The sequence below is a fragment of the Sphingomonas hominis genome (assembly GCF_013328205.1).
Lineage (GTDB): Bacteria > Pseudomonadota > Alphaproteobacteria > Sphingomonadales > Sphingomonadaceae > Sphingomonas > Sphingomonas hominis.
The window spans coordinates 370,924-393,303 of the sequence record NZ_JABULH010000002.1; the positions used below are offsets into that span (position 1 = coordinate 370,924).

A 22,380-nucleotide genomic window follows, 5' to 3' on the forward strand; every position below is an offset into this window, starting at 1 on the left:
CCGCGCCCGCGTTAATCATGTATCTGCTGGGCCAAGGGGGAAGTCCGATGAAGCATCGCAAACGCATCGTCATCGCCGCGACTGGCGCCATGCTCGCACTGGTCGCGCTGCGTCACCCAACCGCCGACCTGCGGATCATGACGCACGAGGCGCGCGACACCGCACCGCACCGCGTGCAGGCCGCGATCGACCTGGGGCTGGTCGGCTTCTCAATTCTCTACACCTGGACCGCGCCGCGCATCACCGGCTGACGCTGCGAACTGCCGGACAAGTTGACGGACACGTAAAGTCACGCTTCGTCGATTGAAGCGCGGCCGGCTCTTGCTTACACGCGTGTCAATGACTGACGAGCGCGCCTGGCAAACCCGATATCGCCACCCGACACCCTGGGCGGTCGACCTGCCGCCAATGTCGATGCCCGAGATGTTCGAGGCCTCGGTCGCGCGTCACGGTGCCAAACCAGCGATCGATTTTCTCGGCCGACGCTACCGCTACGACCAGGTGGCGGACGGCGCGCGTCGCGTCGCGGCAGGGCTCGCTGCGTTGGGCTATGGCAAGGGCGACCGGATCGGTTTGTTCCTGCCCAACGTGCCACACTACGTCGCTGCCTATTACGGCGCGCTGCTGCTCGGCGCGACCGTGGTCAACTTCTCGCCGCTCTACACGGTCGACGAACTGGTCCATCAAGTCGAGGACTCGGGCACGCGCGTGCTGTTCACCGTGTCCGCCACAGCCTTGCTGCCGACCGCGCTCAAGGTGCTCGACAAGAGCCAACTGGAACGATTGATCGTTGGATCGATCGCGGGCGTGCTGCCGCCGGCCAAGTCGCTGATGTACCGCTTGTTCAAAGGCAAGGAGGTGGCGCAGCGCCCGGATGATCCGCGGGTCACTGCCTTCTCCGCGCTGATCGACAATGACGGGCAGTTTACCGCCCCGGCGATCGACGCCGCGGAGGTCGCCCTGTTGCAATATACCGGCGGCACGACCGGCGCGCCAAAAGGCGCGATGCTGACCCACGCCAATCTGACCGCCAATGCGGGGCAGGTGGTGTCGCTCGACCCGCATCGCGGCGAGGTCGACCGCATCGTCGGCGCGCTGCCGCTGTTCCACGTTTTTGCCAACACCTGCGTGCTTAACCGCACCGTGCTGAACGGTGGCGAGATGGTACTGCTGCCACGGTTCGAGGCGGGGCAGGTGCTGGACGCGATATCGCGCACGAAGGCGACCGCGTTGCCGGGCGTGCCGACGATGTACCAGGCGCTGTTCGATCATGCGAAGTTCGCCGCTACCGACTTCTCGTCGCTGCGCGTCTGCATCTCGGGCGGCGCGCCGCTGCCCGCCGAGCTGCGTGACAAATGGGGCGCGGCGACCGGCGCGCGGCTGGTCGAGGGCTACGGTCTGTCGGAGAGTTCGGGCGTGCTGACCTGCAACCCGTACGAGGGCGAGCAGCATCCCGGCACGATCGGGCAACCGCTGCCAGGCACGCGGCTGCGGCTTGTCGACAAGGAAGACCCGACGAAGTGGGTCGCACCGGGTGAGCCGGGCGAGATCGTCGCGCAGGGCGCGCAGATCATGGCGGGCTACTGGAACCGGCCGGAGGCGGCGGCGGATGCGTTCGTGACGTTGGATGGTGAGCGCTGGCTGCGCACCGGCGACGTCGGCGTGATCGACGAACACGGCTTCGTCGCGGTGGTCGACCGGTTGAAGGACATGATCTCGGTCGGCGGCTTCAAGGTATTTCCAAGCCAGATCGAAGAAATCCTCTACCACAACCCGGCGATCAAGGAGGCTTTGGTGGTCGGCGTGCCCGACGCTTATCGCGGTGAGGCACCGCGCGCGTACGTGACGCTCAACGACGACGCAGAGGCGACTGACGGCGCCGCGCTGCTCACGTGGCTCAACCCCAAGCTCGGCAAGCACGAGCGCGTCGATGCGGTGGTGGTGCGTAGCAGCTTGCCCAAGACGATGATCGGCAAGCTCAGCCGCAAGGACCTGCTCGCCGAAATCCGCGCCGAGGCTGGTTGAACGCGCGTGGCGCTGCTTGACCAGTCGCGCCGCACTGCCGCATAGCCCGCGCATGGATCAGGCGATCGAGAACCTGTCGTTCGAGGAAGCGATGCGCGAGCTGGAAAGCATCGTCGGCAAGCTCGAATCCGGCGACACCCCGCTGGAGGACGCGATCCGGCTGTACGAGCGCGGCAGCGCGTTGCGTACGCGCTGTGCCGAGCGGCTCGACGCCGCGCAGGCGCGGATCGAGGCGATCCGCGTCGGTGCCGACGGCAAGCCCGCGGGCGTGCAGCCGTTCAACGCCGGATGAGCTCCGCTCCGCTTTCGCCGGCCTCGCCCAGCCTCGCCGACGCGCTGACGCAGGTACAGGAGGAGATCGACCGCCGCTTCGACCTGCTTCTCGCGGTGCCGGACGACGCGCGCGCGCGCCTCTACCAGGCGATGCGTCACGCCGCGATCGGCGGCGGCAAGCGGCTGCGTCCGCTGCTGGTGTTCGCCACCGCGCGATTGTTCGATGTAAACCCCGAGCATGCGGGCCGTGCGGCGACCGCACTTGAGGCGATCCACGGTTACTCGCTGGTGCACGACGATCTGCCCGCGATGGACAACGACGACCTGCGCCACGGCAAGCCGACTGTCCACAAGGCCTATGACGAGGCGACCGCTATCCTGGCGGGCGACTGCCTACACGCGCTCGCATTTGAGGTACTAGCCGATCCTGCGACGCACCCCGATCCTGCGATCCGCGCCGAGCTGATCGCCGACCTGGCGCGCGCGTCCGGCCCCGCGGGTATGGCGGGGGGGCAGATGATGGACCTGGTGGCGGAGAACGAGGCGTTCGACCTCGGCACCGTGACGCGCTTGCAGCAGCTCAAGACCGGCGCGCTGATCTGCGCCGCCGTCGAGGCGGGCGCGATCCTCGGCCGCGTGCCGGCGGACGCGCGAACGCCGCTTCGCGGCTACGCCCACGACCTCGGGCTCGCGTTCCAGATCGTCGACGACCTGATGGACGTCGAGGGTGACGAGGAACTGGCGGGCAAGAAGCTGCGCAAGGACGAGGCCGCGGGCAAGGAGACGTTCGTCTCGCTGCTCGGTATCGAGCGCGCGCGCGAGCAATCACGGCTGCTGGTCGACCAGGCGATCGAGCATCTGCGCCATTATGGCGAGGAAGCCGACCTGCTGCGCGCCATCGCCCGCTTCGTTGTCGAGAGGGATCGTTGACCATGACCGCCGTTCCCGACCAATCGAACGGCACCGGGCACGCGGTCCGCATCGGCGTTTATCCCGGCACCTTTGATCCCGTAACGCTCGGCCACATGGACATCATTCGCCGCGGCGCGAAGCTGGTCGATCGGCTCGTCATCGGCGTCACCACCAACCCGTCCAAATCGCCGATGTTCACGGTTGAGGAACGCATGGCGATGGTCGAGCGCGAGGTCGCGGCGCTGCCCGGCGACATTCGCGTCGTGCAGTTCGACTCGCTGTTGATGGACTTCGCCGAGCGTGAGCGCGCCAGCGTGATCGTCCGCGGATTGCGCGCCGTCGCCGACTTCGAATACGAATATCAGATGGCCGGCATGAACCAGAAGCTGAACGACCGGATCGAGACGGTCTTCCTGATGGCCGACGTCGGCTTGCAACCGATCGCCTCCAAGCTGGTCAAGGAGATCGCGATTTTTGGCGGCGACATCCGCAAGTTCGTGACGCCGACGATTTGCGAGGAGGTGGTCGCGCGCGTCGCCGTGGTTGGTCGACGCGGGAGCTGACATTCCGCTGCGCCATTCACGTTGGCGTAAGCCGTGAATTGCTTTAGGCGGGCACATCTTCGTTCATCACCGTGAAGGCCCGATGCGCTTCCTTGCCGCTTTCCTGTCGCTGATCCTGTCGTTCGTCGCACTTCCCGCGCTCGCCCAGGCACCGCAGCCGGCCGCTGCCACGCCGGCGCAGCCGCTGCCGACGACCGATCTCCAGAACGTCTGGCTGCTTGACCTGTCGACCGGCGGGCGCGTCGCGATCCTGCTCCGCCCCGATGTCGCGCCCAAGATGGTGGAGCGGATCAAAACGCTGACGCGGCAGCATTTCTACGATGGTCTGGTGTTCCACCGCGTGATCGACGGCTTCATGGCGCAGGGCGGCGACCCCAAGGGCGACGGCACCGGCGGGTCGCAGCTGCCCGACGTCGCGGCGGAGTTCAACTATCTGCCGCACGTCCGCGGCGCGGTCGCGGCGGCGCGCGCCGAGGCGGAGAACAGCGCCAACAGCCAATTCTACATCGTGTTTCAGCCCCGCTTGCAGCTCGACAAAAAGTACACGGTGTTCGGCCGCGTGATGACCGGCATGAACTACGTCGACGCGATTGAGCGCGGCGAGCCGCCGGCGACCCCCTCGCGCGTCGTCCACGCTTATATCGCGAGCGACAATCCGCCGGCTTACCAGCCCGGCGCCACCACCGTGATCCCTGCCGCGCTCGGCGATGTCACGTTGCCGGGTGCGCAGAAGGCGACGCCCGCCGCTGCTCCGGCCAAGAAGCGCTCCACACGCCGCTGAGAGTATCCGGGCGTGAACGTCGACCTGTTCCATTTCGAGCTGCCGAACGATCGCATTGCCTTGCGTCCGGCGGCGCCGCGCGACGCCGCGCGGATGCTGGTGGTCGACGGCGACGGCCTGCACGACCGTGTCGTGTCAGACCTGCCGGGGGCGCTGCGCGCCGGTGACCTGTTGGTGTTCAACGACACGCGCGTGATCCCGGCGCAGTTGGAAGGTTTGCGCGGGCAGGCGCGGATCGGCGCGACGCTCCACAAGCGTGAAGGACCGCGGCGATGGCGCGCGTTCGTGCGCAACGCCAAGCGATTGCGCGACGGCGACGTCATCGACTTCGGTGGCGGTGTGCAGGCAACGGCCGGCGCGCGCGAGGAGGACGGCAGCCTCGCCTTCGACTTTCACGGTGACGAACCGGTCGAGCTGCTGCTGGAGCGCGCTGGCCGCATGCCGCTGCCGCCGTATATCGCGGGCAAGCGCCCGACCGATGCGCGCGACGCGGACGATTACCAGACGATGTTCGCGCGCGAGGCGGGCGCGGTCGCCGCGCCCACCGCAGCGCTGCATTTTACCCCCGATCTGCTGGCGCGATTGGCTGCGGCCGGTATCGATCACGCGACGCTGACGCTTCACGTCGGCGCGGGCACGTTCTTGCCCGTGAAAGCGGAGGACACCGCCGACCACCGCATGCACGCCGAATGGGGTCGCATCGATGCCGAAACCGCGGAGCGCCTCAACGCGGTGCGCGCGCGTGGTGGCCGCGTAATTGCGGTGGGCACCACCTCGCTGCGCCTGATCGAGAGCGCGGCAGGTGAGGACGGCGTGATCCGCCCGTTCGAGGGCGACACGGCAATCTTCATCACGCCGGGTTATACGTTCCGGGGCATCGACGGGCTGATGACCAATTTTCACCTGCCGCGATCGACCTTGTTTATGCTGGTATCGGCGCTGATGGGGCTGGAGCGGATGCAGTCGGTTTACGCCCACGCGATCGACGATGGCTATCGCTTCTACTCCTACGGAGACGCCTCGCTGCTCCTTCCGTGACTTGATGCGCGCGCGCCGCGTTGATTAGTTCGCGGTGCTCGTCGTGCAGCGAGCCGTGATCTGATGATCGCCAGCATTCGCATTCAATCGCCTGCTCAATGCTCAACGAAGCTGCCGGGTGGGAGGGTTCGCGAGCCGCAACCGGCAACCAGCGCCGACGCGATCGATGCTCCGGCGGCTGCAAGGCCTTTGCTGCACTTCGGCAGGCTGCTCATCGCGCTCTGCTCCCACAATGCGTACTGTTGGCCCGTAAACTAGGGCTGAGTTTAGTCACGCCCGTTGGATGATCAGCCTCGACCGGCGTTGGCAGCGGCAGTCACCGAATCTGGTTGGCGGATCAGGCCGATTGCATGATCGCCAGTTCGAGCCCGTTGGGATCGAGGAAGTGAAAACGTCTGCCACCCGGAAACGAGAAGATCGGCTTGCTGATGCGGCCACCGGCTGCTTCGACGGCGGTCACGGCCGCTTCGATGTCGTCCACCAGCACGACCGGCAAAGGCGCGCCCGGCGCTTCGGTCGCGTCTCCCTGTAGGCCCAGGTCGACGTCGCCGTTCGTGGTGCAGGAGTAGCTGGGACCGAAGTCGGTCAGCTTCCACCCGAATACGGTCGAGTAGAAGGTTCGTGCCGCACCCAAGTCACGTGCGGGAAGCTCGATGAAGTTGATGCGGGTCATCGGTAAGCTCCTGTGTATGTTAGCGGACGCGTTTGGCGGTAAGTTTCGAAATACTGCGGATCACCCGCGATCTGTATTTGGTCGGCTGCGATCTGCCCCCCCGTGGAGATGCAACAGCACTGATCGGCGTACTAAGCTAGCCGATGCCGATCGTGGAGCAAAGGTGCTTCGCTGATGTCGCCACACGCGGTGGCGTTGTTGCGGAACGTGTACGTGGACGCGCCCGCCATGGCCGCAGCCCCGAACCTTGCTCGTGTTCGGGAGCAGGCCTAGTGGCCCTGGATGCGACGGCGTAGCGGAAGATCGGTCAATGGACGTGCGTCGATATGCTCCTTAGCCGGGAGCGATGGCGGTGGACAGTGTTGCCAAGGTCACTGCCAGCGCCGGGCTTACCCGGGTGGGGCGTGAGCCGCACGGACGACCGTGCCGAAGGAGGTTTGTTGGAAGGCTTACCTCCCCTATGTCGCCGAAAGGATCGTTGATGCCGACGAATGCCTTGGGTTCCGAACGGACCCTTACGTTTGATGTCGGCCGAATTGGATCATGTAGATGGTAATGTTGCCAATGATCGTCGCCTGGGCGCTGCAGGCGGCCGCGTCCGGGGATGGCGGCGAGGTCGTGGTGCGGGCGCCGCTGCCTGCCACGCCGCAGACGCCCGCGACGATGGTGGTGGAGCCGGTCGCGATGATGATCGCGGCATTCGATGCCGATGGCGACGGGCTGGTCGACCGCGCCGAACTGTCCGACGGCGTGCGGCGATCGTTCGAGGCGGTGGACACCGCAAAGGCGGGCCGGCTGCGCTACATCGTGTTCGCCGACTGGTCGGAGCGCTGGCTGGGCGATCGCAACGCCTTGCCGAGCCCATTTGAGGTCGACCGCAACCAAGACGACCAAGTGTCGCTCGACGAGTTGCAGGATCATTTCTCGCGATTGTTCGCGCGCTACGACCGGGATGGCGACCGCCGGATCAGCCGCACCGAGTTGCTGACCTATCGCACCGCGCCGATCGACGCCAAGGGGCCGACCGCGGGTCGCCCACCCATGAAACCCGCACCGAAGTCAGAAAAGAAGCGCCGACCCGAATGACCCGTTTTGCCTTCACCATTGCCGCCACTGACGGCGCCGCGCGCACCGGCGCAATCGCGATGGAGCGCGGGGTGATCCGCACGCCCGCGTTCATGCCGGTCGGCACCGCCGCGACGGTCAAGGCGATGAAGCCCGCCGACGTGCGCGCGGCGGGCGCTGACATCATCCTGGGAAATACCTATCACCTGATGCTGCGCCCTGGCGCCGAGCGCGTGGCGCGGCTGGGCGGATTGCACGCGTTCATGGGATGGGACCGCCCGATCCTGACCGATTCGGGCGGCTATCAGGTGATGAGCCTGTCGGCGCTCACCAAACGGTCGGAGGAGGGCGTCGCGTTCCGCTCGCACTTGGACGGCACGCGCCACATGCTGAGCCCGGAGCGCTCGATCGAGATCCAGCGGCTGCTCGGCAGCAACATCACCATGGCGTTCGACGAACTGGTGCCGACCACCTCGACGCGCGAGGTGCAGGCCGCCGCGATGGAGCGATCGATGCGCTGGGCGAAGCGCAGCCGCGATGCGTTCGACGGACTGGACGGCCGCGGCGGCGAGCAGCACGCGCAGCGCAATGCGATCTTCGGCATCCAGCAGGGCGCGCTCGACGAAGGGCTCAGGCGTTCGTCGGCCGACGCGTTGGTGGACATCGGCTTCGATGGCTACGCGATCGGCGGGCTGGCGGTGGGTGAGGGGCAGGAGGCGATGTTCGCCTGCCTCGATTATGCGCCGAACCAATTGCCCGCCGATCGTCCGCGCTACCTGATGGGGGTGGGCAAGCCTGACGACATCGTCGGCGCGGTGGAGCGCGGGGTCGACATGTTCGACTGCGTGCTGCCGACGCGATCGGGGCGGACGGGGCAGGCGTTCACGCGCACCGGCCCGATCAACATTCGCAACGCGCGCTTCGCGGAGGATCAGGCGCCGCTCGATCCGGCGTGCGCGTGCCCGGTGTGCGGCACGTGGAGCCGCGCCTACCTGCATCACCTGGTGCGCGCGGGCGAGATGCTGGGCGCGATGTTGATGACCGAGCACAACATCTTCTTCTATCAAGCGTTGATGGCCGACCTGCGCGCTGCAATTGCCGGCGGTACGCTGAGCGTATTTGCCGACGATTTCCGGTCGCGATACGGCGGGGGCAAGGGAGAGTGACGATGAGCGACGAGCCGAACGAGATCCTCGAAGCAGCCAAAGCGGCCAAGGCGCACGAGAGCGCGGGCGCCGACAAGGCCAAAGCGAGCGACAAGGCGCGACGCTGGCAATTGGGCAAATATGTCGGGGTCGGCATCGGATCGGCCGCGGTCGCCGCGGCGCTGCTGTTCGCCAATGGCAAGAAGCGCTGACGCCCTGTCGCCGGTCCGGACCGTGCCAGCGTGGCACGGCGCGCAGATGCTAGCGGTTCAACAAGGTTTGATCGGCTAAGGCTGCGAGACGCCCGCCACATCGGCGCGCGGATAACGGAGCAGCGACGATCCCCCGCATGGCCGATCCCGGACAGCCACGAACAGCGATCGTGCGGTTGCGCGAGGTACGCGTGCTGCCGGTCGTGCTGCTGGGACTCGCAATCTTGGCGGGGTCGGCGCTGCTGGCGCAGGCGATGCTGCGCGTGATCGGCGTCGACCACGTGGTGGTGCGCTCGGTGGCGAGTGCGGCGGCGAGCGTCAGCGTGCCACCGCCGCGGCGCGCGCGCGCGGTGCCGCCGGCACCGGTCTATGCGTCGCCCGCGGCCGGGACGACGGGCACGATCGCGCTGCCGCCAGTGCCGATCGCGTTCGATCGCGCGCCGATCGGCGACGGCTCGATCGTGGCGGCCAGGCCGTTCTCGACCGCGCGGGCAAGCGCCGTCGACCGCGCGCGCGCGCTCGAGTGCCTGACCGCAGCGATCTATTACGAGGCGGCGTCCGAGCCCGACGACGGTCAGCGCGCGGTGGCGCAGGTCGTGCTCAACCGCGCGCGTCACCCGGCCTTTCCCGCGACCGTGTGCGGCGTGGTATATCAGGGGTCGGAGCGCAGCGTGTGCCAGTTCAGCTTCGCGTGCGACGGTGCGATGGCGCGCGTGCCGTCACCCGGCGGTTGGGCGCGCGCGGCGCGCAACGCGGCGGCGGCGCTCGGCGGTTACGTGTTCGCAGCCGTGGGTCTGGCGACCCATTATCACACCTATGCCGTCACCCCGACGTGGAACCGCACCCTGGTGATGACCGACGCGATCGGCGCGCATTTCTTTCATCGTTGGAAGGGCTTTTGGGGAACGGCGAGTGCGTTCATCCAGGGCTATCGCGGAGGCGAGCCGGTGCCGGGACCACACCGCCGACTGGGTCCACTGCTCGACATGCCAGTAGTTGCGGCCAATCAGGCCGTGGTGTCGTCTGCGTTCAGCGTCGAGGCGATGCCGCCGATGCCGAGCGCCGCACCCACGCCGGCGCCGACGCGCGCGGTTACGCCCGAGACGCAGGTTCAACCGCGTCACGCGCAGAGCGGCGAGGCGATCGCGCCAGCGGCGACCACGGCACCACCGCGCGAGGGGCCGCCCGAATCGCAGGTCCTGGACCGCTGGAAGGACTCGGGCAAGCCGCTCAAATAGGTCGGGTCAGCGGCAGCGCACGTTGTTGCGATCGACCGATTGGCCGAGCGCCGCACCCCCCGCGCCGCCCAGCAGCGCGCCGAGCAGACCCGACCCTCCCGGAGCGACTGCCGATCCCAGCGCGCCGCCGGCGAGCCCGCCGACGATCAGCCCGGTCGTGCCATCGCTGCGGCGGCAATAGTAACGCCCATCGCGTCCGGCATAAACGCGGTCACGTCGGCTCAGTCGGCGCTCGCGATAACTGGGATCGTCGCGATAGTAGCGATCGGCGTAATAGCCGTTGTACGCCGGGTCGGGGCGATTGTAATCGTACGCACCATAGCCGTTATAGCCCGCGTAACGCGGACCCGCCCCGTAATTGCTCGCGCACCCCGCCACCAACACCGCCGCGCCCAGCGCCGCCATCGTCAACTTCATCATTCGCCTCCTTGATCCAGGTCAAGGCGCAATGATCTTAGGGCCGATTGGGTTGCATATCGGCCGTAGTTACCGAGACGGCGCGAGCGCGGCTGCCTCCTTCCTCAGCGTGCGATGCCGCCCGCCGCCAAGACCGCGAGCGTCATCAGCTCGCTGGCGGTCGCGGTCATCGGTGCGATCTGCACGGGCTTCTCCATGCCGATCAACATCGGGCCGATCATGTCGTCGCCGCCCAGTTCGCGCAGCAGCTTGGCCGAGATGTTGGCCGATTGCAGCCCCGGCATGACCAGAATGTTCGCCGGTCCGGAAAGCCGCGCGAACGGGTAGTTCGCCTGCTGCTTGGGATTGAGCGCGACGTCGGGCGACATCTCGCCCTCATATTCGAAGCTCACCTGACGCCCGTCGAGCACGGTGACGGCCTGACGGATGTTGTCGAGGAACACGCCCTCTGGCGTGCCGAAGGTCGAGTAGCTCAAGAAAGCGACGCGCGGTTCGTGGCCCATGCGGCGCGCGACCGCGGCGGTCTGCTCGGCGATGTCCGCCAGTTCCTCGGCGGTGGGCCGCTCGTTGACCGTCGTGTCGGCGATGAAGATCGTGTGGCTCTGTCCGACCAGCACGTGGATGCCGAACGGCGTGCGATCGGGCTTGGGGTCGATCACGCGGCGCACCTCACGGTAGCTCTGCGCGAAGGTGCGGGTGATGCCGGTGATCATCGCGTCGGCCTCGCCCAACTGGAGCAGCACCGAGCCGAAGGTGTTGCGGTCCTGGTTGATCATCCGCTCGCAATCGCGGCGCAGGAATCCGCGGCGCTGGAGCCGGCCGTAGAGGAAGTCGACCATGCGCGGGACCAGCGGCGAGACGCGACTGTTGTGGACCTCATATTCGGCCGGGTTGGCGATGCCGAGCGCGGCGAGGCGGTCGTGCACGTCGTCGCGCCCGACCAGCACCGGGGTGCCGTAGCCGCCCTCCTTGAACGCGATCGCAGCGCGCAGCACGACTTCCTCCTCACCTTCGGCGAAGATCACGCGCTTGGGATGCGCGCGCGCACCCTCATAGGCGAGGCTCAGCACCGAGGTGGTCGGGTTCAATCGCGCGCGCAGCGTCTGGCGGTAAGCGTCGATGTCGAGGATCGGCTTGGTCGCGACGCCTGAGTCCATCGCCGCCTTGGCGACCGCGACCGAGACAAGCTCCATCAACCGCGGGTCGAACGGGGCGGGGATGATATACTCGGGGCCGAAGCTGTGCTGAACGCCGTACGCGGCGGCGACTTCCTCGGGCACGCGCTGCCGCGCGAGTTCCGCGATCGCGTTGGCGGCGGCGATCTTCATCTCGTCGTTGATCGCCGAGGCGCGCACGTCGAGCGCGCCGCGGAAGATGAACGGGAAGCCGAGCACGTTGTTGACCTGGTTCGGGTAATCCGACCGGCCAGTGGCAATGATCGCGTCGGGGCGTGCGGCCTTGGCGAGTTCGGGGCGGATCTCGGGCTCGGGATTCGCCATCGCGAAGATGATCGGCGCCTTTGCCATATCCTTGACCATCTCGGGCTTGAGCGCGCCCGCCGCCGACAGGCCCAGGAACACGTCGGCACCGGCCAGCGCCTCGGTCAGGGTGCGGCGGTCGGTCGCGACCGCGTGCGCCGACTGCCACTGGTTCACGTCGTCGCGGCCCTGGTAGATGACGCCGGTGCGGTCGCAGATGATGACGTTCTGCTGGCGCACGCCCATCGCCTTGATCAGGTCGGTGCAGGCGAGCGCCGCCGCGCCTGCGCCGTTCACCACCACCTTGACGTCAGCGAGTTTGCGGCCGGTCAGCAGGCAGGCGTTGATCAGCCCGGCGGCGCAGATGATCGCGGTGCCGTGCTGGTCGTCGTGGAAGACCGGAATGTTCATCCGCTCGCGCAAGGATTGCTCGATGATGAAGCACTCGGGCGCCTTGATGTCCTCTAGGTTGATGCCGCCGAAGCTGGGTTCGAGCAGCGCCACCGCGTTGACGAAGGCGTCGACATCTTCAGTCGCTAGTTCGAGGTCGATCGAGTCGACGTCGGCGAAGCGCTTGAACAGCACCGCCTTGCCTTCCATCACCGGCTTGGACGCGAGCGCGCCGAGATTGCCGAGCCCCAGGATCGCGGTGCCGTTGGAGATGACCGCGACCAGATTACCCTTGGCGGTGTAATCATAGGCGAGCGCAGGGTCGTCGGCGATCGCGCGCACCGGCACCGCGACGCCGGGCGAATAGGCGAGCGCCAGGTCGCGCTGCGTCGCCATCGGCTTGGACGCGATGATCTCGATCTTGCCCGGCCGCCCTTCCGAATGGAACAACAGCGCCTCGCGCTCGGAGAACTGAACGTTGGTCACTTCTTCGGCGGCGCCGTTGCGGGTATCGGTCATGCGCGTGCCCTTACGGAAAGGTGGCGGTGATGTGAACCGTTACCATGCACCGGATGTGTGACGTTCGTGGTCCAGCAGGAAACGCTTCGCCGCCAGCCCGCCTGCGAAGCCGGTCAGCGCGCCGTTGCTGCCGACGACGCGGTGGCACGGGGCGACGATCGACAACGGATTGCGGCCGTTCGCGGCGCCCACCGCACGGGTGGCGGTCGGGCGGCCGATCGCGTGCGCGATCTGGGCGTAGCTGCGCGTCTCGGCGAAGGGGATGTCGGCGAGCGCCAGCCACACGTCGCGCTGGAACGGCGTGCCCCGTGGGGCGAGCGGCAGGTCGAAGCCGGTGCGCGTGCCGGCGAAATACTCGGTAAGCTGTTCGGCCGCCGCAGCGAGCACCGGATGGTCGTCGCGGGGCGTCACATCTGCTAGCCGCACGCGACCCGGCGCGTCGTCGGGCCACAGGATCGCGACCAGCCCGTTGTCCGACGCGACCAATGTCAGCGGACCGATGGGTGAAGGCAGGAGCGAGCGAAAGAGCATGGCGAGCATCTCGTGAAAGCAGGCGACGTGTGTAGCGCGAGCGCGGGCAATCGGACACGCCTTTCGCGCGTGCCCGCGCTTCTGTATCGCGCCCGCGATGGCGAGCGTTTCCACCCCGACCCCGATGATGGCGCAGTATATGGCGCTGAAGGCGGAGGCGGCGGACTGCCTGCTGTTCTACCGGATGGGCGATTTCTTCGAACTGTTCTTCGACGACGCGCGGGTTGCCGCGCAGGTGCTCGACATCGCGCTGACCGCGCGCGGCGAGCACGAGGGGGAGAAGATCCCGATGTGCGGCGTGCCGGTCCATGCCGCGACCGCTTATCTGCAACGCCTGATCAAGGCCGGGCACCGCGTCGCCATCGCCGAGCAGACCGAAACGCCCGAGGCGGCGCGCAAGGCACGCGGCTCGAAGGCGCTGGTCGGGCGCGCGATCGTCCGCTTCGTCACCGCGGGCACGCTGACCGAGGAAGCGCTGCTCGACGCACGCGTGGCGAATTGGTGTGCGTGCGTAGGCGAGGTGAACGGCGCCGTCGCGATCGCTGCCGCCGACGTGTCGACCGGACGCTTCGTGGTGATTGAAACCGAAGCGGGTGGCATGGGAGCGGAACTCGCGCGGCTGGGCGCGGCCGAGGTGGTGGCGTGCGAGGGCGCGGACCATCCCGCCAGCGTGTGGCGTCCGCGTGCCGACTTCGACAGCGCGCAGGGTGAGGCGCGGTTGAAGCAGCTCTACGGCGTCGCGACGCTCGACGGCTTCGGCCAGTTCTCGCGCGCCGCGCTGTCGGCGGCGGGCGCGCTGGTCGCGTATCTGGAGCACAACGCGAAGGGCGCGCTGCCTTTCCTGCGCCCACCGACGCTTGAGGCGGCGGCCGAGACGATGGCGATCGACGCGGCCACGCGCGAGAGCCTGGAGCTGACCTGTACGGTCGCGGGACAGCGCAAGGGCAGTCTGCTCGACGCGGTCGACCGCACCGTGACCGGCGCGGGCGCGCGTCTGCTGGGCGAGGACATCGCTGCGCCCTTGATGGACTTGGGCGCGATCGAGGCGCGGCAGGCGCTGGTTGCGCTGTTCCATGACGACGATGCCTTGCGTGAACGGTTGCGCGCGAGCTTGCGTGCGCTGCCCGATGTGGGCCGTGCGCTCGGGCGGCTGGCGGCGGGGCGGGGCGGTCCGCGCGATCTCGGGCAGTTGCGCGACGGGCTCGACGGTGCGGCTCACCTCGCCGAGCTGCTTGGCAAGATCGAGCCGGCGCCTTCACTGCTCACCGAAACCCTGCCGCGGCTGCGTGGACACGGTGCGCTGATCGACCTGCTCAAGCGCGCTCTGGTGCCTGCACCGCCGATCGAGGCGAGCGACGGCGGCTATATCGCGGCGGGGTACGACGCGGCGCTCGACGAATTGCGCGACGCGGGCGCGGGCGGGCGGCGCGCGATCGCCGCGCTGGAGGCGAAATACCGCGCCGACACGGGCGTCACCGCGCTCAAGATCAAGCACAACGGCGTGCTCGGCTACCATATCGAAGTGCCCGCGCGCGCCGCCGACCCGCTGATGCGCGCGGACTCAGGGTTCACGCACCGACAGACGATGGCGGGTGCAATCCGCTTCAACGCGCCCGAACTGCACGAGGTCGCTTCTCGTGTGACGCAGGCAGGCGCGCACGCGCTGACCGCCGAGGCTGCGCACCTGGAGGAACTGACGCAGACCGCGCTCGCCGCGCGCGAGAGCATCGCCGCGACCGCCGACGCGCTCGCTCGCCTCGACGTCGCAGCGGGGCTCGCCGAGCGCGCGGCCGAAGGTCACTGGACCAGGCCCAAACTGGTCGAACAGGCATGTTTCGAGGTCGGGGGCGGGCGCCATCCGGTGGTCGAGAGCGCGCTGGCGAAATCGGGCGACCGCTTCGTCGCCAACGACTGTCGTTTGTCGGAGAGCAATCGCCTGTGGCTGGTCACCGGCCCCAACATGGGCGGCAAGTCGACGTTCCTGCGCCAGAACGCGCTGATTGCGGTGCTCGCGCAGGCCGGCAGCTACGTGCCCGCGTCGGCCGCGACGATCGGGCTGGTCGACCGGCTGTTCAGCCGCGTCGGCGCCTCGGACAATCTCGCGCGCGGACGCTCGACCTTCATGGTCGAGATGGTCGAGACCGCCGCGATCCTGGCGCAGGCGACCCCGCGCAGCTTCGTGATCCTAGACGAGGTGGGGCGCGGCACCTCGACCTATGACGGGCTCGCGATCGCCTGGGCAGTGGTGGAGGCGATCCACGAGGAGAACCGCTGCCGCTGCCTGTTCGCGACGCATTATCACGAACTGACGAGGATCGCCGAACGCTGCGACGCGCTGTCGCTCCACAACGTTCGTGCGCGTGAGTGGAAGGGCGATCTGGTGCTGCTGCACGAGGTGGTGGAAGGGCCGGCGGATCGCAGCTACGGCCTGGCGGTCGCGCGGCTCGCGGGCATGTCGCCGGGCACGGTCGCGCGTGCCAAGTCGGTGCTCGCGAAACTGGAGGCGGGGCGCGCCAAGACCGGCGGGCTCGCCGCGGGCCTCGATGATCTGCCGCTGTTCGCCGCCGCGGCGCAGGCCGAGGAAGCGCAGTGCGACGCGATCCGCGCCGAGGTCGAGGCGATCGACGTCGACGCGCTGACTCCGCGCGAGGCGCTCGACACGCTCTACCGGTTGAAGGCGCTAGCGCGGGAAGGCTGACGCGGGGCTCCCCATCGGCGCGGCGCGCGCTTATGTCGGGCACCATGCGCCGAACCTTTGAGCAATTGCCCAACCGCCGTGCGATCGTCGATCGCCGCGCGCTCGTCGATGCGCTCGCCGCTCTGGATGAAGGCAGCCACGCCCAGCTTCGCCGCGGCGCGACGGCGATCCTCAAGGCCGCGCTCGACGCCGGACGTGCGGAGATCGCGCGGCGGCTGTCGGAGCACCCCTCGCGCGGGCTGGAGGCGGCAAACGCGCAGGCGTATCTGGTCGACCAGATCATCGTCACGCTGGCCGATTTCACCACCACGCGGCTCTATCCCTTGAGCAACCCGACCGCGTCGGAGCGGCTGCTGCTGATCGCGGTCGGCGGCTACGGTCGCGGTGAGATGGCGCCGTTCAGCGACGTCGACCTTGGCTTCGTGACGCCGTGGAAACAGACGCCCTGGGCCGAGCAGGCGATCGAATCGATGCTCTACGCGCTCTGGGACTTGGGATTGAAGGTCGGTCATTCGAGCCGCTCGCTCGACGACATGGTGCGCCAGGCGAAAGCCGACGTGACGGTGCGCACCGCGCTGCTGGAGGCGCGCTACCTGTGGGGCGACGAGGCGCTGTACGAGGAAGCGGCCGAGCGGTTCGACAAGGAGGTGAGGAGCGGCACCGAGCGGCAGTTCGTCGCCGACAAGCTCGCCGAGCGCAACGCGCGCCACGTGCGAATGGGTGACACGCGCTATGTGGTCGAGCCCAACGTGAAGGAAGGGAAGGGCGGCCTGCGCGATCTCCACGCGCTCTTCTGGATCGGCAAATACGCCTACAAGGTGCGAAGCTCGCGCGAGCTGAAGGACGCCGGACTGTTCACGCCGGAGGAATATCGGCTGTTCCACCGCGCCGACAATTTCCTCTGGGCGGTGCGCTGTCACCTCCACCTGATCGCGGGGCGGGCCGAGGACCGGCTGACCTTCGACTATCAGCGCGAGATCGCCGCGCGGATGCACTACGCCGATCGCCCGGGCAAATCCGCGGTCGAGCGGTTCATGCAATTTTACTTCCTGCAGGCGAAGACGGTAGGCTCGCTCACCGGCCTGTTCCTCGCGCACCTGGAGGAGCGCTACAATCGACGGCACAGCGGCGAGCGGATCAAGCGGTTGTTGCGTTCTCCGCGCAAGCTGAACGGCTTCACCGTCGACCGCGGGCGGCTGGCGATCCCGAGCGATGATTTCTTTGCCACCGACCCCGTGCGGCTGGTCGAGGCATTCGCGCTCGCCGCGCAGACGCAGATGGAGATTCATCCGCTCGCGCTGCGCTGCGCGACGCGCGACGCGAAACTCGCCGCGTCGGTCCGACGCGATCCGCGCGCGAACGCGCTGTTCCTCGACGTGCTGACCAGCCGCAACGACCCCGAGCTGGTGCTGCGCTGGATGAACGAGACCGGCGTGCTGGGGCGCTTCCTGCCCGATTTCGCGCGCGTGGTCGCGCAGATGCAGTTCGACATGTACCACCATTACACGGTCGACGAGCATACGATCCGGGCGGTCGGGCTGCTCGCGCGGATCGAGAAGGGCGAGCTGAAGGACGATCATCCGCTCGCCAGCGCGGTGATGGAGCAGATCGTGTCGCGGCGCGTGCTCTACGTCGCCGTGCTGCTCCACGACATCGCCAAGGGGCGCGGTGGCGACCATTCGGTGCTGGGCGCCGAGGTCGCGTTGCGCGTCTGCCCGCGGCTGGGGCTGACGCGCGCGGAGACCGAGACGGTATCGTGGCTGGTGCGCCACCACCTGCTGATGTCGGCGACAGCGTTCAAGCGCGACCTGTCGGACTTCAAAACGATCCTCGATTTCACCGCCATTGTGCAGAGCGTCGAGCGGTTGCGCCTGCTGCTGGTGCTGACCACCGTCGATATTCGCGCGGTCGGACCCGGCACGTGGAACGGCTGGAAGGGGCAGTTGCTCGCCGACCTGTACGACGGCGCGGAAGAAGTGCTGCGGTTGGGGCACAAGCAGAAGGGCCGCACCGAGCGGATCGCCGCCAAGCAGCAGGCACTACGCGAGGCGACCGGCTGGGACGAGGCGACGATGGCCGCCTACGTCCGCCGCCTGCCCGAACCGTATTGGATCGCCGAGCCCGCCGACGTGCTCGCCGCCAACGCCGAGGTGGTGCGCGCCGCGGGTGACGCTCCTTTGTCGATCGCAGCGCAGGTCTATCCTGAACGCGGTGCGACGCTCGTCACCGTTTACGCGACCGACCATCCGGGGCTGTTCTTCCGCATCGCGGGCGCGATCAACGTCGCGGGCGGCAACATCATCGACGCGCGCATCCACACAACGCGCGACGGTATGGCGCTCGACAATTTCCTGGTGCAGGACCCGCTCGGCCGCCCGTTCGACGAGGCCGAGCAGTTGCAGCGCATCCGCGTGACGATCGAGGACGCGCTCGCCGGGCGGGTGCGACTGACCGACCGGTTGAAGGCGAAGCCGCTGCCGCGTCTGCGCGCTGACGCGTTCGCGATCGCGCCCGACGTGCTGGTCGACAACAAGGCATCGAACCGCTTCACCGTGGTGGAGGTGGCCGCGCGCGATCGCCCGGCGCTGCTCAACCAGCTCGCACACGCACTGTTCCAGTCGAAGGTGACGATCCATTCCGCGCACGTGTCGACCTACGGCGAGCGCGCGGTGGACACCTTTTATCTGACCGACCTGACCGGCGACAAGATCGCGCTCGCCTCCAAGCTGCGCAGCATCGAGCGGCGGCTGCTCGCGGCGGCGGCGGGGAAGGCGCTGGAGGAAGCGGCGTGAGCCGCTGACGAAAAAGGCCGGCGCGCGGGGGGCGCACCGGCCTTTATACCATCGTGGATCAGCCGATCAGAAGCGCGTGCGCAGCGTCAGACCGTAGGTGCGCGGCTCGCCCAGGTAGGAGGTGAAGATCTGGTTGCCGACCGCGAAACCGCCGGTGCTGCCGAACGCCTGCACCTGCGCCTGGCTGCCCGCACCCTGGAACGGCGCGTTGAAGGCGACCTGCTGGAAGTTCTTGTTGAGCAGGTTCTGCGCGAACACCTCGATCGCCCAAAGATCGTCGCGCCCACGCAGGCCGATGCGCGCGTTCACCGTGGTGAAGCCGTCCTGCTCCTTCTCGATGAAATTGTCGGAGCCGGTGTTATAGTCCGACGAGGTGCGCTGATCGACGTAGAACAGCGCCGACATGCCGTTCGAACCGATATCGGGCGTCCACGATGCCGAGGTCGTGATGACGTTGCGCGGCGCGAGCGGCATCTGAGCACCCGGTAACAGGAACAATGCCGGATCGAGCGGCTCGCCCGAGGCCGAGCCGACGATGTTGCGGCGCACCTTGGTGTCGGCGAAGGTATAGCCCATCGTGATCGCGACCTGGCGCGCGGGATAGAAGCCCGCCTCGACTTCGACGCCCTGGCTGCGCACGCCGGTGCCGACGTCGCCGGCGCAGCGGCCAGTCGTGGCGCTGTTGTCGGTGTCGCCGCCGTTCAGCCCAGCCTTGCAGCTACCCAGGTTCTGTACGATGAAATTCGTGCCGTTGAACGTGTTGAGCTGGAAGTTGGTGAAGTCCGACCGGAAGCCCGCCAGATTGAAGGTGAACTGACGCGACGAATATTTCAGGCCGACTTCATAAGCGTTGACCGTTTCGGGGTCGAAGCGCAGCGCCGACGCATTGGGGGCGAGCGTGGTCGCCGGCAGGAACGCCGGGCCCAGATCGGAGCGATCGAGGTTGTAGCCACCCGCCTTGAAGCCGCGCGAATAGCTGGCGTAGGTCATGACGCGGTCGACCGGCTTCCACGACAAGACCGCGGTGCCGGTGAACTCGTCGTTGTTCAGCTTGTCGCTGATCGACTTGCCGTTGAGCGTCGAGCTCGAATTGCCGGTGCAGCTGAGCGTCAGGATGCCGGCGACGGTCGAGGCGAGCGCAGGATTGGCGAGCAGCGGCGCCAGGTTGCCGAGCTGCTGCGCGCAGACGGTGTTGTCGTTGGTGAAGCTGGCGTTCAGGTCCTTCATCTCCTTCGTCCAGCGCAGGCCACCGGTCAGCGACAGCGTGTCGGTGATCTTCAGGACGTTGTGGGTGAAGAAGGCGTAGCTCTCGCTCTTCTGGTCGTAGATGTCGCGGCGTGAGCCGAGATCGCTGATCGTCGACAGGCGGTCGAGTGCACCCAGAATCGTACCTGCCGCTGTGCCAAACGACGAGCCCACTGCTGCTCGTGCGGTCACGCCTGGCGCGACGAAGCCGGTCGACAGGCAGCCCGGCGCCGCCGGATTGCGTAAGGCCGCGTTAGGATTGGCGCTGGCAACGACCCGACACGCAGCGAAGCGGCCGTAATCGGTGCCGAAACGCAGATTGTCGGACACGCGCAGCTTCTCGTTGCTGTAGAAGCCGCCGACCAGCCAGTTGAGCCGATCGCCGAACGCTTCGCCGTTCAGGCGCAGTTCCTGCGTGAAGGTGCGGAAGCGGCGAAACGCATTGCCGTCGTTGGGACGATAAACGAGGTCGAGGTTGCCGTAATCGAAGTCGCCCGCACCCGCCGACTTATACTCGCGATACGCGGTGATCGAGGTCAGCGCGGCGCCGCCGAAGTTCCAGTCGATCTGCGCCGAGCCGCCGTAATCCTTCGTGATGTTCGAGTAAGCGCGGCCACGCGTCTGCGCGATGCGGCGGTTGTACTGGTCGCCCGCGCTCGGGAACACGGCGCCGAGCGACGTCATCACGTCGACGATGCGGTTGGCGGGCGCGATCGCGAAATCGCCGGCGACGCCCGGCGTCGGATCGGTCTTCTCGCGCAGGTCGATGTAGACCGCGCCGCAGCACTTCTCGTCGCGGCGGGTATAGTCGCCGATCAGCCGGATTGAGAAGTCGCTCGACGGCTCGAGCAGCAACTGGCCGCGGACGAAATAGCGGTTGCGGTCGTTGAAGTCGGTGTTGTTGATGACGTCGCGGTAGAAGCCGTCGCGCTTGGCGTAGACGCCGTCGACGCGGAAGGCGAGCAGGTCCTTGATGATCGGGCCGGTCAGCGCGCCGGCGACGCGGATGTTGTCGTAATTGCCGTAGGTCGCCTCGCCGTAGCCGCCGAAGTCGAACGACGGCGCCTTGGTGTAGATGTTGATCGCGCCCGCCGACGAGTTACGGCCCGACAGCGTGCCCTGCGGCCCACGCAGCACCTCGACACGCTCGATCTCGCCGATGTCGTTCAGGCCCGATCCCGTACGGCTGCGATAGACGCCGTCGATGAAGGTGACGACCGAGCTTTCGAGGCCGGGGTTGTCGCCGACGGTGCCGATGCCGCGGATGCGTGCCGAGGCGTTCGCTTCCGAACCGGTCGACGACACGCTGAGCGAGGGGGCGAGCTGCGCCACGCCGCGGATGTCGGTCGCACCTGAATTTTGCAGGCTTTCCTGGTTCACCGCGTTGATCGAAATCGGCACGTCGGCGAGCCGCTCGGCGCGGCGCGTGGCGGTGACGACGATGTCGCCCGCGCCCAATTCGCCGGTCGAGCTCGACTGCGCGGCGGCGGTGTTGGTCTGGCCGTCAACCGCGGCGTTGGTGGTGACGGGGCTGGTCTGCTCCTGCGCCAGTGCGGGGTAAGCCGCCAGACAGGCAACGGTGGACAGCAGGGTCGCGGTGATGCGCATAATGAAGGCCTCTCCCAAATTTGAATATCGGGTTTGGTGCGCTTCTATGCGGACTATCTTACGCGTCTAGTAAAAGTTACGCGTCACGTAACGGAAAGCCGCGGGTATGTGGCGCAACGGCAACAGTTGCGCATCAAAATGCATGTGCACAAGCGAAGGTGACGCTACGGAATGCGGCGCGTCGAGCCGCAGGTATGGCGCGTCGGCGGTCGATCCGCCGACGCACAAGCCATTTATTTGGGCGAGAGCACCATCAGCATCTGCCGGCCTTCCATGCGCGGATAGGCCTCGACCTTGGCGATCTCGTTGGTCGCCTCGGCGACGCGCTGGAGCACCGCCATGCCGAGCGAGCCGTGGCTCAGCTCGCGACCGCGGAAGCGCATGGTGACCTTCACCTTATCGCCTTCCTCGATGAACTCGACCACCTTCTTCATCTTGGTGTCGTAATCGTGGTCGTCGATGTTCGGACGCATCTTGATCTCCTTGATCTCCTGCGTCTTCTGGCTCTTACGCGCGGCGTTGGCCTTCTTCTGCGCCTCGTACTTGAACTTGCCGACGTCGAGGAACTTGGCGACGGGCGGGTCCGCGTTTGGGGACACCTCGACCAGGTCGAGCCCGACTTCCTTGGCCTGCGCCATCGCTTCGCGCGTGTACATGACGCCGAGATTCTCGCCCTCGTGATCGATCACGCGGACCTTCTGGCTCTGGATCCACTCGTTGAAGCGAGGGCCGTTCATCGGCGGCGCCTGCATGGGGCGGCGCATCATGGGCGGACGG

General features: G+C 67.5%; 19 protein-coding genes. 13 read left to right on the forward strand and 6 right to left on the reverse strand.

Annotation, left to right across the window (positions count from 1 at the left end; translation table 11 throughout):
- Positions 1 to 47: 47 nt before the first annotated feature.
- The 7 genes from HRV97_RS06840 to queA all read left to right on the forward strand — a co-directional run bounded on the left by HRV97_RS06840 (position 48) and on the right by queA (position 5,592).
- On the forward strand, positions 48 to 251 hold the full coding sequence (locus tag HRV97_RS06840) for a hypothetical protein (protein WP_174193281.1): 204 nt from the start codon (positions 48 to 50) through the stop codon (positions 249 to 251).
- 88 nt (positions 252 to 339) lie between these two features.
- Complete coding sequence (locus HRV97_RS06845) at positions 340 to 2,025, forward strand: long-chain-fatty-acid--CoA ligase (RefSeq protein WP_174193283.1); 1,686 nt, start codon at positions 340 to 342, stop codon at positions 2,023 to 2,025.
- A gap of 52 nt (positions 2,026 to 2,077) precedes the next feature.
- Positions 2,078 to 2,317: an exodeoxyribonuclease VII small subunit gene (locus HRV97_RS06850; RefSeq protein WP_174193285.1), complete on the forward strand. Its 240-nt coding sequence runs from the start codon at positions 2,078 to 2,080 to the stop codon at positions 2,315 to 2,317.
- On the forward strand, positions 2,314 to 3,228 hold the full coding sequence (locus HRV97_RS06855) for a polyprenyl synthetase family protein (RefSeq protein WP_174193288.1): 915 nt from the start codon (positions 2,314 to 2,316) through the stop codon (positions 3,226 to 3,228). The genes HRV97_RS06850 and HRV97_RS06855 overlap by 4 nt, the downstream gene beginning before the upstream one ends.
- A 2-nt stretch (positions 3,229 to 3,230) precedes the next feature.
- The gene (coaD, locus tag HRV97_RS06860; RefSeq protein ID WP_174193289.1) at positions 3,231 to 3,773 is read left to right on the forward strand and encodes a pantetheine-phosphate adenylyltransferase; all 543 of its coding nucleotides are present in this window, start codon (positions 3,231 to 3,233) and stop codon (positions 3,771 to 3,773) included.
- Between the two features lie 82 nt (positions 3,774 to 3,855).
- Entirely contained in the window at positions 3,856 to 4,554 is a 699-nt protein-coding gene (locus HRV97_RS06865) for a peptidylprolyl isomerase (RefSeq protein WP_174193290.1), read from the forward strand.
- 12 nt (positions 4,555 to 4,566) lie between these two features.
- Positions 4,567 to 5,592, forward strand: coding sequence for a tRNA preQ1(34) S-adenosylmethionine ribosyltransferase-isomerase QueA (queA, locus tag HRV97_RS06870; protein ID WP_174193291.1), 1,026 nt, complete (start codon positions 4,567 to 4,569; stop codon positions 5,590 to 5,592).
- Positions 5,593 to 5,929: 337 nt separating this feature from the next.
- Here queA and HRV97_RS06875 read toward each other — a convergent pair whose 3' ends face one another.
- Entirely contained in the window at positions 5,930 to 6,265 is a 336-nt protein-coding gene (locus tag HRV97_RS06875) for a VOC family protein (protein ID WP_174193292.1), read from the reverse strand.
- A gap of 555 nt (positions 6,266 to 6,820) precedes the next feature.
- Between HRV97_RS06875 and HRV97_RS06880 the strand changes: the two genes are divergently transcribed.
- From HRV97_RS06880 to HRV97_RS06895, 4 genes are all read left to right on the forward strand, one after another.
- A complete protein-coding gene (locus tag HRV97_RS06880) occupies positions 6,821 to 7,351 on the forward strand; it encodes an EF-hand domain-containing protein (RefSeq protein ID WP_174193293.1) in 531 nt (176 codons plus the stop codon).
- Complete coding sequence (tgt, locus tag HRV97_RS06885; protein ID WP_174193294.1) at positions 7,348 to 8,496, forward strand: tRNA guanosine(34) transglycosylase Tgt; 1,149 nt, start codon at positions 7,348 to 7,350, stop codon at positions 8,494 to 8,496. Before HRV97_RS06880 ends, tgt begins: the two co-directional genes overlap by 4 nt.
- Positions 8,497 to 8,498: 2 nt before the next feature.
- Positions 8,499 to 8,687, forward strand: a complete 189-nt coding sequence (locus HRV97_RS06890; protein ID WP_174193295.1) for a hypothetical protein — start codon at positions 8,499 to 8,501, stop codon at positions 8,685 to 8,687.
- Between the two features lie 137 nt (positions 8,688 to 8,824).
- Positions 8,825 to 9,925 carry a cell wall hydrolase gene (locus HRV97_RS06895; protein ID WP_246248580.1) on the forward strand — a complete coding sequence of 367 codons (1,101 nt, stop codon included), beginning with the start codon at positions 8,825 to 8,827 and terminating at the stop codon, positions 9,923 to 9,925.
- A 6-nt stretch (positions 9,926 to 9,931) separates the two neighbouring features.
- Here the strand turns inward: HRV97_RS06895 and HRV97_RS06900 are convergent, their stop codons facing one another.
- The 3 genes from HRV97_RS06900 to HRV97_RS06910 all read right to left on the reverse strand — a co-directional run bounded on the left by HRV97_RS06900 (position 9,932) and on the right by HRV97_RS06910 (position 13,260).
- Complete coding sequence (locus tag HRV97_RS06900; RefSeq protein WP_174193296.1) at positions 9,932 to 10,345, reverse strand: hypothetical protein; 414 nt, start codon at positions 10,343 to 10,345, stop codon at positions 9,932 to 9,934.
- Positions 10,346 to 10,446: 101 nt separating this feature from the next.
- Positions 10,447 to 12,729, reverse strand: a complete 2,283-nt coding sequence (locus HRV97_RS06905; protein WP_174193299.1) for an NADP-dependent malic enzyme — start codon at positions 12,727 to 12,729, stop codon at positions 10,447 to 10,449.
- A gap of 39 nt (positions 12,730 to 12,768) precedes the next feature.
- The gene (locus HRV97_RS06910) at positions 12,769 to 13,260 is read right to left on the reverse strand and encodes a methylated-DNA--[protein]-cysteine S-methyltransferase (protein ID WP_174193301.1); all 492 of its coding nucleotides are present in this window, start codon (positions 13,258 to 13,260) and stop codon (positions 12,769 to 12,771) included.
- A gap of 124 nt (positions 13,261 to 13,384) precedes the next feature.
- Here HRV97_RS06910 and mutS point away from each other — a divergent pair, with 124 nt between their 5' ends.
- Together mutS and HRV97_RS06920 are read left to right on the forward strand one after the other, a co-directional pair.
- Entirely contained in the window at positions 13,385 to 15,958 is a 2,574-nt protein-coding gene (gene mutS / locus HRV97_RS06915) for a DNA mismatch repair protein MutS (protein WP_174193787.1), read from the forward strand.
- Positions 15,959 to 16,002: 44 nt separating this feature from the next.
- Positions 16,003 to 18,750 (forward strand): [protein-PII] uridylyltransferase, encoded by a 2,748-nt coding sequence (locus tag HRV97_RS06920; RefSeq protein ID WP_174193303.1) that lies wholly within the window; start codon positions 16,003 to 16,005, stop codon positions 18,748 to 18,750.
- Between the two features lie 66 nt (positions 18,751 to 18,816).
- Here HRV97_RS06920 and HRV97_RS06925 read toward each other — a convergent pair whose 3' ends face one another.
- Both HRV97_RS06925 and infC read right to left on the reverse strand, forming a co-directional pair.
- Positions 18,817 to 21,603, reverse strand: a complete 2,787-nt coding sequence (locus HRV97_RS06925) for a TonB-dependent receptor (RefSeq protein WP_174193306.1) — start codon at positions 21,601 to 21,603, stop codon at positions 18,817 to 18,819.
- A gap of 233 nt (positions 21,604 to 21,836) precedes the next feature.
- Positions 21,837 to 22,370, reverse strand: coding sequence for a translation initiation factor IF-3 (infC, locus tag HRV97_RS06930; RefSeq protein WP_174193308.1), 534 nt, complete (start codon positions 22,368 to 22,370; stop codon positions 21,837 to 21,839).
- Positions 22,371 to 22,380: the final 10 nt, after the last annotated feature.